At 63.1% G+C, this 15,394-nt stretch carries 11 protein-coding genes; all 11 read left to right on the top strand.

What is annotated here, in order from left to right; all coding sequences use genetic code 11:
* The first annotated feature begins 104 nt into the window (after positions 1-104).
* The gene (locus AC1DFE_RS22390; RefSeq protein WP_476908047.1) at positions 105-1,337 is read left to right on the top strand and encodes a Gfo/Idh/MocA family protein; all 1,233 of its coding nucleotides are present in this window, start codon (positions 105-107) and stop codon (positions 1,335-1,337) included.
* 21 nt (positions 1,338-1,358) lie between these two features.
* Complete coding sequence (locus AC1DFE_RS22385) at positions 1,359-2,402, top strand: LacI family DNA-binding transcriptional regulator (RefSeq protein ID WP_476908046.1); 1,044 nt, start codon at positions 1,359-1,361, stop codon at positions 2,400-2,402.
* Between the two features lie 213 nt (positions 2,403-2,615).
* Positions 2,616-4,163 carry a glycoside hydrolase family 32 protein gene (locus AC1DFE_RS22380; protein WP_476908045.1) on the top strand — a complete coding sequence of 516 codons (1,548 nt, stop codon included), beginning with the start codon at positions 2,616-2,618 and terminating at the stop codon, positions 4,161-4,163.
* A 946-nt stretch (positions 4,164-5,109) separates the two neighbouring features.
* Complete coding sequence (locus AC1DFE_RS22375) at positions 5,110-5,994, top strand: NmrA/HSCARG family protein (protein WP_476908044.1); 885 nt, start codon at positions 5,110-5,112, stop codon at positions 5,992-5,994.
* A gap of 105 nt (positions 5,995-6,099) precedes the next feature.
* Positions 6,100-6,672 (top strand): hypothetical protein, encoded by a 573-nt coding sequence (locus tag AC1DFE_RS22370; RefSeq protein ID WP_476908043.1) that lies wholly within the window; start codon positions 6,100-6,102, stop codon positions 6,670-6,672.
* Between the two features lie 210 nt (positions 6,673-6,882).
* Positions 6,883-9,501, top strand: a complete 2,619-nt coding sequence (locus AC1DFE_RS22365) for a UvrD-helicase domain-containing protein (RefSeq protein WP_476908042.1) — start codon at positions 6,883-6,885, stop codon at positions 9,499-9,501.
* A 515-nt stretch (positions 9,502-10,016) separates the two neighbouring features.
* Positions 10,017-10,700, top strand: a complete 684-nt coding sequence (locus AC1DFE_RS22360) for a nuclease-related domain-containing protein (RefSeq protein ID WP_476908041.1) — start codon at positions 10,017-10,019, stop codon at positions 10,698-10,700.
* Between the two features lie 744 nt (positions 10,701-11,444).
* On the top strand, positions 11,445-11,645 hold the full coding sequence (locus tag AC1DFE_RS22355; protein ID WP_476908040.1) for a hypothetical protein: 201 nt from the start codon (positions 11,445-11,447) through the stop codon (positions 11,643-11,645).
* A 345-nt stretch (positions 11,646-11,990) separates the two neighbouring features.
* On the top strand, positions 11,991-12,998 hold the full coding sequence (locus AC1DFE_RS22350; RefSeq protein ID WP_476908059.1) for a LacI family DNA-binding transcriptional regulator: 1,008 nt from the start codon (positions 11,991-11,993) through the stop codon (positions 12,996-12,998).
* Between the two features lie 134 nt (positions 12,999-13,132).
* Complete coding sequence (locus AC1DFE_RS22345; protein ID WP_476908058.1) at positions 13,133-14,806, top strand: glycoside hydrolase family 13 protein; 1,674 nt, start codon at positions 13,133-13,135, stop codon at positions 14,804-14,806.
* 60 nt (positions 14,807-14,866) lie between these two features.
* The coding region (locus AC1DFE_RS22340; protein ID WP_476908039.1) for an extracellular solute-binding protein at positions 14,867-15,394 on the top strand (528 nt) is incomplete at its 3' end.

Below are 15,394 nucleotides of genomic sequence, written 5' to 3'. Positions count from 1 at the left end.
GTGTAGCTGCAAACAATGCAACAGTTTCTTTGAGAATAAGGTGCCCTTATACCCATTCAAACCAGAATCTTGACGCGCGTAGATTCCATGCGCATACTTTTTCCATGACTTCTTCTATTGGAATCGTTGGTGCGGGACAGTTCGCAGGCGTGTTCGCCAAGCTCTTCGCCGCCCACCCCGGAATCTCAGACATCTACTTCACCGACCTCATCACTGAGCGTGCGGAGGCCCAAAGCAGCAGCGCCGGTGCAGCTGGCACGTTCGACAGCTTCGAGGCAATGCTTGAAAGCGACGTCGACGCCGTTGCGATCTTCACCCAGCGCTGGACCCACGGACCCCTGGTAGTACAGGCGCTGCGGGCCGGCAAGCACGTCTACTCCGCCGTGCCGATGGCGGTCTCCGAAGAGGAGATCGCAGACATTATCGAAGCGGTCCGCGAGACCCGGCTGACCTACATGATGGGCGAGACGAGCTACTACAACCCGGCAACCGTTTTTGCCCGCGAGAAGAATGCCGAGGGCGCCTTCGGCCGGATCTTCTACGCTGAGGGCGACTACGTCCACGACATGGACCTCGGCTTCTACGACGCCTACCAGTACAGCGGTGGAGAAGACTGGAAGCGCACCGCCAGCTACCCGCCCATGCTCTACCCGACCCACTCCGTGGGCGGAGTGCTCGGAGCAACAGGCGGTCACGCCGTCAGCGTCAGCTGCATCGGGGTCCGGGATGAGCGTGGCGACGGCGTCTTTGACCGCCAGGTGAGCATGTTCGCCAACGACTTCTCCAACGCCAGCGCCCTGTTCGAACTCGCCGGCGGCGGGTCCATGCGCATCAACGAGTTCCGCAGGGTGGGCTACCCTTCCCACCTGCGCGAAAGCCGCTTCCGCTACTTCGGCACGGAGGCCAGCTTCGAACAGCTCGCCCTGGTCAGCGTCTGGCAGGACAAGCACGCCGTGACCGACATCAGTGACCAGCTCGAGACCCAGGCAACGATGGAGGCGGATGACCCCATGTTGGCCGATGTGGCTCCTGCACTGCGCGATGCCTTTATTTCCGGCATGGCCTCCGTGCACGACGCCGGACGACTGCCGGCAGAGTTCCGGGGCCTGCCCAACGGTCACGAGGGCAGCCACCACTTCCTCGTGGACGACTTCGTCACCGCCATCAACACCGGCACACTGCCTCCGGTCAACGCCTGGGAAGCGGCCCGCTACACGCTTCCGGGCATCGTGGCGCACCAGTCGGCACTGCGCGGCGGTGAACGACTGCCGGTGCCCGACTTCGGCGACGCCCCGGCAGAGCTGCCCCGCCCGGCACTTCGCGCGTCCGCTCAGTGAAACGCCGATAGCATGGTTGCCATGCCGCACCCGACCCCACAAGCCAAGCCCATCACACGCGACGATGTCGCCCGGTTGGCAGGGGTCAGCAGCGCCGTCGTCAGTTACGTGGTCAACGGCGGACCCAGGGCCGTTTCCCCGGCGAACGAGGCCAAGGTGCGGCAGGCAATCCGGGCGCTGGGTTACCGGCCCAACGCGGCGGCGAGGGCACTTGCCTTAGGTTCCAGCGAAATGCTCGCCATGATCGTCCCCGACGCCATCAACCCGTTCTACGCCTCGCTCGCTCGCGCCGTCGAAAACGCCGCGGCCGAGCAGGGTTACACCCTCCTGCTGGCAGACTCCCAGGACTCGCTGCGCACAGAGCGCCGCCTCATCAAGAACTTCGCCGCGAGGAGGGTGGACGGCCTGTTCCTCTCCAGCGTGCTGTTCGAGCCTGATCTAATCGACCTTGAACAGGCAGACATTCCTGTTGTGCTCCTGAACCATCCTGCCGACGTTGTCGCGAAAGGCGGCGCGGGGGGGCACGGTGCAAATGCTGTTGGGGTGGACTTCCAGGAGGGAGCGCGGGCGGCTGTTGAGCACCTCATCGGCCACGGCCACGAACGGATCGGACTGGTCATCGGCGGCAATGCCGACAGTGAGCTTGACGCACGCGAGGTCGGCTGGCATCAGAGCATCCAGGAGGCCGGCCTCACGGCCGGCCCGATCATTCGGGTGCCCTTTACTCGCGAAGGCGGTTTCTATGCCGGACAGGAGCTGCTGGCCCGTTCCGAGCGGCCCACCGCCGTCTTCGTTAGCTCCGACCAGCAGGCTGTGGGTTTCCTCTGCGCCCTCCACGAGGGCGGTTTCCGGCTGCCGGAGGACATGGCCGTGTTCTCCTTCGACGGCGCGCCCGAATCTGAATATAGCTGGCCCCGGCTCAGTACCGTCGCCCAACCCTTAAAGGACTTGGCACAGGCAGCCCTGAAGGCTCTCCTAACCCCGGAGACCGGACAGGAGACCCAAGCGAAAACCCAAATCTTCCCTGCCGAGTTGGTACTGCGGGCATCCTGCGGCTGCCACTGACACAAACACAGCCTTTCCGGCTGCGCTGCGGCGATCACCCGTTGGTGGAGGGCCGGCATCCCCAACACTGTGAAAACCCGCCCCTCCAGGGCCCGATGACCGTCCCCCACCGGCGACTGCGCTTCCTTGCTGCCTGGAAACCACGCGGCAACCGCCGCAGCCGCCACTTCCCCCGGCGAATCCAACGACTACCCCTTAAGGCACCCAAACGTCATGACTGCCCTTCCCGCCAACGAAGATGACTTGTTCCGGCCCGCCATCCACTACACAGCCAAGAACACGTGGCTGAACGACCCGAACGGACTCGTCTACCACGAGGGCATTTATCACCTCTATTACCAGAACAACCCTTTCGGAAACGTTTGGGGCAATATGTCCTGGGGCCACGCCACTTCGGTGGACCTGGTCGACTGGGACGAACAACCCGTGGCCATCCTTTGCGATGCCGAAGAGGACATCTTTTCCGGCAGCATTGTCATCGACCAGTACAACACCAGCGGCCTCGGCACCGGGCAGACCGCCCCACTGGTGGCAATTTACACCAGCGCCTACAAAGACAGCTCAGCCCGGCGGGGCACACAGGCCCAGTCCCTGGCCTGGAGTTCCGATGGCGGCTACACCTGGACGAAGTACGAGGGGAACCCTGTTCTTGACAGGAACTCTGCAGATTTCCGCGATCCGAAGGTGTTCCGCTACAACGGGCCCCCGGGCAGCTACTGGGTTATGGTGGCCGTCGAAGCCAACGAGCACAAGGTAGTCATTTACAGCTCGGATAACCTTCGGGACTGGCACTACCTCAGCAGCTTCGGACCCGCCAACGCCACCGGCGGCGTCTGGGAATGCCCAGACCTCTTCCCTTTGCCGCTTGACGGCGACGAAGAGCAGACCAAGTGGATTCTTACCCTGAATCTCAACCCCGGAGGGCCCAATGGCGGGTCCGGGGGGCAATACTTTGTCGGCCACTTCGACGGCGTTGCCTTCACGTCCCAAACAACCGTCACGGACGGCAGAAGCCACACGGCCGATCTTGACGCCTATCACTGGCTCGATTGGGGACGTGACTACTACGCGGCCGTGTCTTTCAACAACGCGCCCGACGGGCGCCGTCTCATGGTCGGCTGGATGAACAACTGGCAATACGGCGCCGCCATCCCGACCTGGCCATGGCGCAGTTCCATGTCACTCGTACGCGAAATATCCCTCGTTACTGACCAGGGCCAGCCGCGACTGTCCCAACAGGTCGCCGACGAGTATCGAAAGGGCAACTCACTGTCCGTGAACACCTGGTCTGATCTTCCAATAAATGAAGGAATACACCACGTAGACCGGGGAGCACCCGTAGAGATAGTCGAGGTGACCTTCAGCCCGGGATCCGCAGAGGAATTCGGGCTCATCATTCGAGGCAAGGGCGCCGACGGCACCCGCATCGGCATCCGCCCCACCAACAACCGGCTCATCATGGACCGGACAAGATCCGGCAATACAGAATTCCACGACGCCTTTGCTTCCACCGATACAGCCCCACTAAAACCGGCCTCCGACGGGTCCTACACCCTCACCCTCTTCATGGACCGCTGCTCGGTGGAAGTCTTCGCGCAAAACGGCCAGGTCACCATGACAGGTCTTATATTTCCCGAGCCCGACAGCACCCGTCTGTCGCTGTACGCCGAAGGAGGGACCGCCACCGCCCCCTGCCTGAAAGTGACGCGATTCGCGGAGCCGCAAGTGCGAATCACCGGCCCCCGGGTTCTGAGCCAGTAGCGCCTAAATACCCAAGAGTGGGGCTGCTCAAGGCTCAAAGGCTGATCGACGTCGCCCGCCGCGGCCCGCTGGGAAACTGCGGAGGATTTCGTCAAGGCTCCGCGAACTACCAAGCCCAAGCATTGACGCCGGAGGCAGAAACATGGGGACGTAACGGCTTCCGGGGGAAATGAGAGCGCAGCGTGCCCGAGTGCCCAGCCCGCGTTGGTGGGGCATGTCGAGGGCGCTCAGAACAATGCGCGAAAAGAGGGTGTGGACAGTGTCCACACCTTGGGCTTCGGATTCGGTTGTACCGGCATCGGATTGGGCCGGCTTGGGCATGTTTTCGGAAGAGTGCCGGATTTGCAGGGGGAGCGGCTGGTTCGAGTCCCATCTCGGGCACGTGTTTTCCCTGTTCAGGGGCTTTTAGGCCTCTGAGTGTTGACAAATTGTGTTGTGAAGGGCCCCTTCGGGGGCCTTTTTCATTGCTGGCCGGTGGTTTGGCCGGCGACCTCCTTGCCTAGTGCTTGACTGTTTTCTCTTCGGTACCTGTTCATGGACAGCTTTGGGTTGGCCAACATGATCTGAGAACGATCTGGGACAAATTTCTCTTCTGCTCGACGTTGGCTGGTCATCCCCTCCTCCTTTTCGGTCGTGGTGGACTGTTCTGCATATTCATGGTCGGTCTGGGTCGGAGCAGCATGACCTTCTCCGGCTGCGGTGCTGTCTGTGGCGAGCTGTTGTCTGTGTCTGCCTCCATGCCTGTTCATGGCAGGGCGTCTGGCTGGCCGCATGACTGTTGTGGCTCTGTGAGGGATGCCAATTGGGCTAGTCTCCGCAGCACTAAGAGTTCCGGACCTTCAAATTGAACATTGGGTGTGTCGGTGGTGTCGTGCTGCCTGGCGCCGGGCATGTTCATGGGCCGACTAATGTTTTGTACGTGTCAGTCCCGGACTAGGAGAACGCCATGAGCAGCAGTGATGCAACATCCCGCAGGTCGCCAGTCATCGCTGTCGTCGGGGCAACCGGCAACCAGGGTGGCTCCGTGGTCCAGGCACTCCTGGACGGGGATGTGAGGGTCCGTGCCCTCGTGCGTGATCCGGCCAAGCCTGCATCACAGGCATTGGCCGCCCGCGGCGTCGAACTTGCTGTCGGCGATCTGGCCGACGAGGCGTCGCTCGGCACCTTCCTCGACGGGGCGGATGCCGTTTTCGCGATGACCACGCCGTTCACCGACGGCACTGAGCGCGAGACCTCGACAGGCATCGCGATCGCCGATGCCGCTGCCCGCGCGGGCGTGCCGCATCTGGTTTACAGTTCCGTCGGCGGCGCCGAACGGGACTCCCGCGTCCCACATTTCGAGAGCAAGCGCCGCGTCGAGGAGCACATCGAATCCCTCGGCATCCACCACACGTTCCTGCGCCCGGTCTTCTTCATGGACAACTTCAGCCGCTACTCGACGAGCGTTGAGGAAGGCCAGATCGTGGTGCGGATGGCCATGCGCGGTGACATTCCGCTGCAGATGATCGCCGTCCGCGACCTCGGGAAAGCGGCCGCGGCAATCCTGCTCGGCGGAAGCGCTATTGAGGGTGGCAGCGTGGAGATCGCCGGCGATGAGCTCACCGGTACGCAGATCGCCCAGGCCATGGGGCAGTACGCCGGCCTTCCCGCAAGGTACGAGGCGCTGTCGCTGGAAGCGGTCGCCTCCAATGGGGACCAGGCAGCGATGTTCCGCTGGTTCGCCGAAACCCCCGCCTACCGTGCCGACTTCGCCGCCACCCGTGCCCTCGTGCCCGACGTCCTCGACTTCCCCGGTTGGCTGGCCGCTTCGGACTGGACCCCACCCGCCTGACGAGTTTGGCGTGGCTCCGGGCATTGCAGCCAAGCGATCACGGCTGCACAACCCAACCACCCGGGTCGGGACTGAAGTCCGGCAGCCGTATGTCAGGATGTGCCCATGGGGCACAAACAGCAGAGCCGGAAGCAGATCCTCGCGAGACTTGAACAATCCATGTCGCAGCAGCATCAGGTAAGCATCGCGCGGTCCGTCCTGCCCGGTGTGGAGCGCCACGGGGTGGTACTCCAGATCGGCGATGACTGGATGCTGATGGCCACGGTCCGTGATGGTGGCTATCTCAATGGTTACATGGCCCTCAGGCTGGACCTGATCCGCCATGTCCGGGCCGAGCACGGCTTGGAGGAGTTCCTCAAACAGGGGCCCAACTGGCCTCCCAGACAGGTGGTAACCGGCGCCACAAACAGCCCCCGGAGCCTGCTGGAGTCCGGTATCGAGACCAGCGGTGTCCTGTCAGTCTTCATGGAAAAGAAATGGGAGCGGACCTTCTTCGTCGGCGTCCCGGTCAATTATTCAAAGAAGGCCGCAGAATTGGTGACGATCGGCACGAAGGCCCGGTGGGAGTACGGGACCTTCAGGGTCCGCTACAAAGACCTGACCCAGATCAGCTTCGGCGGCGACTATGAGAAGGCGCTGTGGGCTACGGTCGGAGGACCCGCCTCCACAGCCACCTAGAGCGGCATCGTGGGGGTGCTGCGGGGACCGCAGTTCCGGTGGCAGGGCTTTGCGGGGCAAATAGACTGATTGTCGGGATTCGGCATTACCGAGGGGGACATCTTGACGGAATGGAAACCGAGCTGGTGGGCTCGGATGTTCAAAGGCGCAGGGTCATGGGTGCTGTCGATAGCCGACGGCCGTCTGCAGGTCTTAGGGATCCCTCGTGAAGTGGACGCCGACGTACTTGACGTCCTGGGACTCGTTGTCGATCAGGGTTCGAAGCGGATCTCCATCACCCTCCCGCACCGGACAGAAGCGGTGCTGACCGGGCTCTCCCGTCGTTTGGCGCGGGAGGTCGAGGCCGCGTTCCGCTCCGAGATCGACGAGCGACAGCATCTCGCCGCTCTACTCACGGCAGCTGAGAGGCAGGGCGAGGCGGCCCGCTTGTGGTGGTCCCAGGTGCAAGAGGTGATGGAGCGACCCAGGTGGGTGGACCAGGACACGATCGCTGCGCTCGAGCGCATCCGTCCAGACGTTGCTGCATGGATCGCCGCAGACACCGATCCGCGTTTCTCCGCGTCCCCCTTGGGGAAACGCGCTGACCAGCGGGGCGCCGTCGATGCCTGCCGCGCTACTGACTTGCCGGAGTGGGCTGTCCGGCGTAACGAAGCATTCCTGGAGTCGGAGAAAGGCGAACTGGCGGACTTCTTCCGCACGGTGGAGAAGTCGCCGCTGACCGAGGAGCAGACGAGGGCGACGGTCTGCTTCGACAACCGGGTGCGGGTTGTAGCGGCCGCGGGCTCGGGAAAGACCTCGACCATGGTTGCCCGCGCCGGGTACGCGATCCGAAGGAAAATCGCGCAGCCGACCGAGATCCTCGCGCTTGCGTTCAACAGGAAGGCGGCCGGTGAACTTTCGGACCGTCTCGTCTCCCGCCTCGGCGATGATGGTGCGTCGGTGGCATCGAGCACGTTCCACTCCTTTGGGCTGCGTATCATCGGCGAGGCCACGGGCCGCAAGCCTTCCATCCCGGACGACCTCGCCACCGACAACGGCATGGGGAGGCTGTCGAGGGTCGTCGACGCCCTCCGCGGCCAGGATCCGGCCTTCCGTCGCGACTGGGACCTTTTCCGGCTCGTCTTCGGCCGGCAGCTGTCTGATCCCGGAGACGAAGCCGAACCTGAGAAGGTAGACCGGCGGACGGGGGCGCAGGGGTTCGAGACCCTCGCCGGGGAGATCGTGAAGAGCCAGGAAGAGGTGATGATCGCCAACTGGTTGTTCTTCAACGGGGTCCGTTACGAGTACGAGCGCCCATACGCTTTCGACGTCGCGGACGCCCACCACCGGCAGTACCAGCCGGATTTCTGCTACCCGGACATCGACATCTGGCATGAGCACTGGGCGCTGGGACCCGACGGTGTCCCGCCGCCCCACTTCGAGGGATACGCCGAGAGCATGACGTGGCGGCGGCAGACACACGTTCGCTACGGCACCGGACTGATAGAGACGACCTCGGCCACCATCCGGGACGGGTCCGGATTCGACCACCTCGAGCAGGAGCTCCGCAGTCACGGAGTCGAGCTCGAGGAAGACCCTTACCGGGAAGCAGCAGGGGAGCCCCCGATCACCGACCCGGCCATGATCACGCTGATGCGGTCATTCATGTCCCATGCTAAAGGCAACCGCCTCACTCCGGACGAGCTCACGCAGCGGGCCGGCCACGAATTGCGTGCCCGGCTGTTCGTGCGCCTGTACAGGGCGGTTGTCGCGGAATGGGACCGTCAGCTCCGGGCCGCAGGCCAGATCGATTTCGAGGACATGCTGAACCTGGCCACGGACTATGTGGACTCGGGCAGGTGGGTGAACCCGTACAGGGTTGTCATGGTCGACGAAATGCAGGACACGAGCGCGGCACGTGCTGCGCTCGTCCGGGCCCTGCTGAAGACACAGGGCACCTGCCTCTACGCGGTCGGCGACGACTGGCAATCCATCAACCGGTTCGCGGGCTCCGACCTCAGCGTGATGACGCGTTTCGATGACTGGTTCGGGGCAGCGTCGACCATATGGCTGGACCGCACGTTCCGGTCCCCGCAGTCCCTGTGCGATATCGCCGGCGGGTTCGTGACGAAGAACCCTGGGCAGATCCGCAAACAGGTCCGCTCCTCTGCGCCTGGCCACGGCGAGGCCGTGTTCGCTGTCAGCGTGGACGACCGTGCCGACTACGACTCGGTGATCCGGCAGCAGCTCGCCGGCCTCGACGGGCAGCTCACCGCGCCGGCGACCGTCCTGCTGCTTGGCCGGTACACACGCTCCCGGGACGACGTCCGCTCCGCGCTGCACGCCAAGTATGCTCATCTGAAGGTGGAGTTCAACACCGTGCACGCTTCGAAAGGGAAGGAGGCCGATTACGTCGTCGTCCTCGGGCTGGAGAAACGCGGTTTCCCCAGCACTGTCGAGGACGATCCTCTCCTGCAGTTGGCCATGGCGGCACCGGACTCCTACCCTTTCGCGGAGGAACGGCGTCTCTTCTACGTCGCACTTACCCGTGCACGCCGTTCGGTGCTCCTGCTTACCCGCACCGGGCACGAATCGTCCTTTCTCCTCGAGCTCGTCAGGGACCACGCGATCTCCGTTCGGTCTTCGAACGGCACAGACATCACCCCGGTCATCTGCCCTGAATGCGAGAAACGCGCCATGCGACGGCGCAAGGGACGGCACGGCGATTTCCTCGGTTGCACGGGCTACCCGCTGTGCACCGGGACTCTAAGCCTCACAGCCCGGCAGGCCGCATCGGGAACAGCTCAGGACCTTGGGCGCGGTTCTCATGCATCAAGGACCTTGCCGTAAGTCTCGACTTTTGGCGTGCGCGATAGGCAGTCGAGGTTGGGCCCTTCTTCCCACCTCGCCAGTCGTTCGAAGTGCGTGTTGTCGGAGGAACCGGGGGCAGCTGCTCAACCTCGCCCGAGGACCCCTTTTGGGAGTGCTCTACGGCGTCCCAGGCCCAGCGGGAACCTCCACCAAGGCTCCAGGAGAAACCTCCCGGTCATGCAGAAGACGGAGGGCAACACCAGAATCCGGGACAGTTTGGAGGTCGTCGGCATGCCGTTTGGCCTGGAAACTTCTGCTGTGGGCGAGGATGGAGCCATGGCAAAGCACATCCGCGGTCGAACCCCCGCAACTGCCCATGAGATTGTGTCCGTGTCGGTGATCCACCCCCTGTCCTCATGAATCAGATGAGACTCCGGTACGCCGGAGTATGTCGGGTGTGCGGTGCAGCTCTTCCGGCCGGGACCGAAGCGATCTATGAGAGCGGGACAAGGACCGTCCGCTGCCTGGAGTGCGCCGGCGAGGCTAGGGAAACCATGTCGCCGGACCTGGAATCACCTGGTGATGAGTCGCCGGCCGCTGAGTCTGGAGTGGCCGGCTCATCCGCCCGACGCGAATATGAGCGGCGCAAGGCCAAGGACGAGGAAAGACTCAGGGAGAAGTGGGGTAGCCTCGGTGGCCTCGCAGTTGCCCTCTCGGACGAGCGCCCGCACACCAAGTCCTGGGATCGGGGCGCGATCGGTGAGGAACGCCTCGGCGCCCGGCTAAATGCCATGGCATCCGATAACCTCGCCGTCCTCCACGACCGACGCATCCCCGGTTCGAAGGCGAACATCGACCATATCGCCATAACTCCCGGCGGTATCTGGGTGATCGACGCCAAGCGGTACAAGGGGCGGCCTGAACTGAAGATCGAAGGTGGCATCCTTCGCCCACGCGACGAGAAGCTCCTCGTCGGCCGCCGTGACTGCACGAAACTGGTCGATGGAGTGCTCAAACAGGTCGATGTCGTGCGGGACCTTGTCGGGGATGTTCCGGTCACCGGGGCGCTGTGCTTCATCGAAGCAGACTGGCCCCTGATCGGAGGCGCATTCTCGACTCGCGGCGTTCACGTGCTCTGGCCGAAACGGCTAGCCAAGGTGCTTGCAGCGGTGACAGCCGGCGATGTTGATGTGGCGACTATGCGTGTTGCGGTAGCCTCCCGATTCCGGTCTGCGTGATTTGTCGGCATACCGACGCAAGGGCTGTCTATCTCCGCTCGCCAAAGGTAGAGGGAGAATCACCGCAAACTGCATGCGTTAGTGGCCCCGGGTACCCAAGTTGCTGCAGAGAGGTAGTCGTGGCCTCGTCGATTGTTCTGGGCATGAGTTGAATCCCGACCCCTGGCTTGGTCCGCGCAGACATGCTCGGCCAACTTCGTGTGTCGAATTCTGGCTGAGCCATGTCCCGCCGAAGGGAAGACGGCCGAATCTTCCGGCGTCCGAAAATCTGCGGGACATCCCTTGAGCGGGGTGCAAGGTAGGCAAAAGAGGGTGTGCACAATGTGCACACCCTGGGCTTCGGATTCGGTTGTACCGGCGTCGGACTGGTCCGGATTGGGGACGTTTTCGGGGGAGTGGCGGGTTTTCAAGGGTTGGCGCCCGGTTCGAGTCCCATCTCGGGCACGTGTTTTCCCTGTTCAGGGGCTTTTAGGCCTCTGAGTGTGGACAATTTGTGGTGTGAAGGGCCCCTTCGGGGGCCTTCTTCATTGGTGGGCGGTGGTTTGGCTGGCTGGTTCCTTCGTTCCCTGGCTGGCGGTCTTGGTGCTTGTTACCTGTTCATGGGCGTAACTGGCTGGGGCAACATGACCTGGGAAAATTTCTGCTCGGGATTCTTTTCCTGGTCTTTGGGTGTTCACCTGGCTTCTCCTTTTCGCTTCGCGGTTGCTGTTGTGCCTGTTCATGGTGGGTCCGGGGGAGTCCGACATGACTTGTATCGAGTTCTTCGGGAATCGGTTCCGCCGGACTCCCGAAGATGCTCTGTGGCGCATCACCGTGGCCGACTGGGAGCCGGTATTGCCGTGGATTTGGCTCATGAAGCTCACGCTGCCTTTCATTCCTGCATCTTGGGTTTGGGGACGTTACCTGTTCATGGCTACCTTCGGCGTCTACTACATGACGCTGTAGATTCTTTGCGCGACGTCCCATCTTGGTCCGCTGCTAGGATGGATGCCCTTTCATATCGTTCATGGCCAGCCTGCCAAATGACAACATGACGCTTTTGCCCCCCTCGACTCGAACGGTTATCAGCAGCTGAGGCGGCACGTTGTTCAGGACTGACGTGCCGTTCCATTCATTGGCTGTGGACCACCGAGCCCTGCCGACTTAGGAAGGCCGAGAGCGTGTTGGGGGGTTCAACAGGGTTCATTCGGGGGAGCTGCCTATGATGAGGGAAGCGCGTCGACAATGGCGGGCAGTCTGCCTTTGCACATATAGATGCCTGTGGAAGATAGGAAGTTGTTCGTGGCTACCATGGCCGATGTTGCCCGCGCTGCTGGTGTCTCCAGGAGCACCGTTTCGTATGTACTCAGCGGCACACGGCCGATTTCGAGTGAGACTCGGGAGCGGATTCTCCAGGCGATGAAGGACTTGGATTACACGCCGAACGTACTGGCCCAAGGCTTGGCCGGCAGCCACACGGGGATTATTGCCCTGGTCTTTCCGATCGGGGAGATCGGGTTTAACGTCACTGAGCTGGAGTACATCAGCGCCGCTTCTGAGCAGGCCCGTGAAGATGGCTATCACCTCCTTCTTTGGCCGTATGGTGCCGACAAGATCGAGGAAGTCCGTAAGGTCGTGAATCAGGGGCTGGTGGAGGGGGTGGTCCTGATGGAAGTCAGGACCAGGGATGAGCGCGTGTCTTTTCTCAAGGAGGCGAATATTCCCTTCACGATCATCGGCAGGACTGCGGACCCGGAGGATCTGGCGTATGTCGATACGGACTTTGAGGCGAGTGGCTCACTCGCCGTTGAACATGTTGTGGCGCTGGGACACAAGGAGATTGGTTTCCTGGCCCGCACCCAGGCGGATCTTGACGCCGGCCACGGGCCCATGGTCAGAACGCGGGACGCCGTCATCGCCGCGGCACGCGAGGCCGGGATCCGGGCGCGCGTCTTCACGGCGTCTCCCACGTTTCCGGCCGGCCGGAGCGTTCTTGCCGAAATCATGGCCTCGACTCCGGCCTTGACTGCGCTCATTGAGCTCAATGAGCCGGCCACCCTCGGACTCATGGCGGCGGCGGCGGAACGTGGCATCAAAATCCCGGCTGATCTGTCGGTGCTTGCCGTGAATGCCAGCGAGGGTGCCGCGCAACTGAGCAGCCCCCCACTCACAAGTCTGTCACCGAACCACGGCGAAATAGCCCGCCTGGCCGTCCAGTACCTGGTACGGCGACTGCGCGGCGAGGACTACTCGACGTTCCAGACGCTCGTCACGCCTTCGCTGATGAAGCGCGGCAGCACCGCGCCTGCGCCCTCCTAAACCGCTCGGCAACCGGCGGTGTGACCCTTGACACTTTCGTGACATGTCTTCTATTCTCTTATCGACGCGCGTCGACGAAGCGCGTCGACGATGCCGTGAATGTAGAACAGGAAGCACTTTTGACCACCAACACGATGAGCATGGCCGCTGAGAGCAATGATGTGTCTTCTGCGACCTGGTGGCGGCAGGCTGCCGTCTACCAGATTTACCCCCGCAGCTTTTCCGACTCCACCGGTGACGGCCTGGGTGACATCAAGGGAATCACGGCCAAGGTCCCGTACCTGAGGTCGCTCGGGATCGATGCCGTCTGGCTTAGCCCGTTCTATCCTTCGGCACTGGCTGACGGCGGCTATGACGTGGATGACTACCGCGATGTGGACCCGAAGCTCGGGACGCTGGAGGACTTCGACGAGATGGCCGCCGCCCTGCACGCCGCCGGGATCAAGCTGATCGCTGACATCGTCCCGAACCACTCCTCGGACCGGCACGAATGGTTCAAGGAAGCCCTGGCCTCCCCGAAGGGTTCACCGGCCCGGGACCGCTACATCTTCCGGGACGGCAAGGGCCCCAACGGTGAGTTCCCGCCGTCGGACTGGGACTCCGTCTTCGGCGGCCCCGCCTGGGAGCGCATCACCGAACCGGACGGCACCCCCGGCCAGTGGTACATGCATATCTTTGCCAAGGAGCAGCCGGACCTGAACTGGGCCAACCGGGAAATCCGCGACGACTTCCTCAAGACCCTGCGCTTCTGGTCCGACCGCGGCGTGGACGGTTTCCGCGTTGACGTGGCACACGCACTCACCAAGGACCTCACCGAGCCGCTGCTGTCCAAGGTTGAGCTCACTTTGGAGGGGGCAGGGTTCGACGGGTTCGAAGATGGTTCGCATCCGTTCTGGGACCGCGACGAGGTCCATGAGGTCTACGCGGAGTGGCGGGAGGTCTTCAATGAATATGACCCGCCGCGCACCGCCGTCGCCGAGGCCTGGGTTCACACCAGCCGCCGCGCCCGCTATGCCAGCCCTGAGGGCCTGGGCCAGGCGTTCAACTTCGACCTCCTGCAGGCAGACTTCAACGCCTCCCAGTTCCGCCGCATCATTGCCGAGAACCTTACCCTGGCGGAAGAGTCGGGGGCCTCGTCCACCTGGGTGCTCTCCAACCACGACGTCGTCCGGCACGCCACCCGGTACGGCCTGCCCAACGGCTTGGGCAGGCATTGCCTCCAGTGGTTCCGTGACGGCGGAGCGGCCACGGACGTCAACATCGAGCTCGGCCTGCGCAGGGCACGTGCTGCGTCTCTTCTGATGCTCGCATTGCCCGGCTCCGCGTACCTGTACCAAGGAGAGGAGCTGGGTCTGCAGGAGGTCGTGGATCTCCCAGCAGCCAGCCGTCAGGACCCCTGGTTTGTCCGCAGCGGCGGAACGGACGTCGGGAGGGACGGATGTCGGGTCCCGCTGCCGTGGACCCCGGAGGGAACCTCCTTTGGCTTCAGCTCCGGCGCTTCCCACCTTCCGCAGCCGGAATGGTTCAGCGCCTACGCCGCAGCCACCCAGGAAGAACAGGCAGGTTCGACGCTTGCGATGTACCGCGAAGCCCTCCGGCTGCGCCGGAACCTCCAAACCGAGGAACAGCTCAAGTGGGTCAACGGGACGGATGCAGCAGTTCTGCACTTCATCAGGCCCAACGGCTGGCAGTCCGTAACCAACTTCGGTAGCGAACCCGCCAGGCTCCCTGCCGGCACCGTCATCCTCTCCAGCAGCGCCCTGATCGACGGCAAGCTCCCGGCAGACACGACCGCCTGGATCATCTAGCACTTCGCCACCACACCGACTCACGGATACCAGTCCGGGTCGGACTACAAAGGAGTAAACATGAAAACAAAACTGAGCGCCGCCGCCGTACTACTGATGGCCGGAACCCTGACACTTTCCGCCTGCGGAGGAAGCACCGCTCCGGGCAACGGAACCAACAACGGCGGCGATGCCGCCAACGGCCTGGACGGCCGCGGTCCCATTACCTATGTCCAGGGCAAGGACAACAGCAACGTCGTCCGCCCCTTGATCGCGAAGTGGAACGCCGCGCACCCGAACGAGAAGGTGACGTTCAAGGAGCAGACGGACCAGGCGGACCAGCAGCACGATGACATCGTTCAGCACTTCCAGGCCAAGGACGCCAGCTACGACGTCGTTGACGTTGACGTCGTGTGGACCGCCGAGTTCGCGGCCAAGGGATGGCTCCAGCCGCTGAAGGACAAGATGGCCCTGGATACCAGCGCCATGCTGCCGCCGACGGTCAAGAGCGCAACCTACAAAGACACCCTGTACGCGGCACCGCAGACTTCCGACGGCGCCCTGCTGTACTACCGCAAKGACCTTGTCCCCACGCCGCCGAAGACGTGG

Source organism: Arthrobacter sp. 05T423 (assembly GCF_056396245.1).
Note: the sequence above shows the minus strand (reverse complement) of the source record. Positions and strands in the feature narration are given on the sequence as shown.

Bases quoted from the DNA above. Each gene is read 5' to 3' on its own strand.
- AC1DFE_RS22385 (WP_476908046.1), top strand. From the start codon at position 1,359: ATGCCGCACCCGACCCCACAAGCCAAGCCCATCACACGCGACGATGTC.
- AC1DFE_RS22355 (WP_476908040.1), top strand. From the start codon at position 11,445: ATGACTTGTATCGAGTTCTTCGGGAATCGGTTCCGCCGGACTCCCGAA.
- AC1DFE_RS22370 (WP_476908043.1), top strand. From the start codon at position 6,100: ATGGGGCACAAACAGCAGAGCCGGAAGCAGATCCTCGCGAGACTTGAA.
- AC1DFE_RS22390 (WP_476908047.1), top strand. From the start codon at position 105: ATGACTTCTTCTATTGGAATCGTTGGTGCGGGACAGTTCGCAGGCGTG.
- AC1DFE_RS22375 (WP_476908044.1), top strand. From the start codon at position 5,110: ATGAGCAGCAGTGATGCAACATCCCGCAGGTCGCCAGTCATCGCTGTC.
- AC1DFE_RS22345 (WP_476908058.1), top strand. From the start codon at position 13,133: ATGAGCATGGCCGCTGAGAGCAATGATGTGTCTTCTGCGACCTGGTGG.
- AC1DFE_RS22350 (WP_476908059.1), top strand. From the start codon at position 11,991: ATGGCCGATGTTGCCCGCGCTGCTGGTGTCTCCAGGAGCACCGTTTCG.
- AC1DFE_RS22360 (WP_476908041.1), top strand. From the start codon at position 10,017: ATGTCGCCGGACCTGGAATCACCTGGTGATGAGTCGCCGGCCGCTGAG.
- AC1DFE_RS22380 (WP_476908045.1), top strand. From the start codon at position 2,616: ATGACTGCCCTTCCCGCCAACGAAGATGACTTGTTCCGGCCCGCCATC.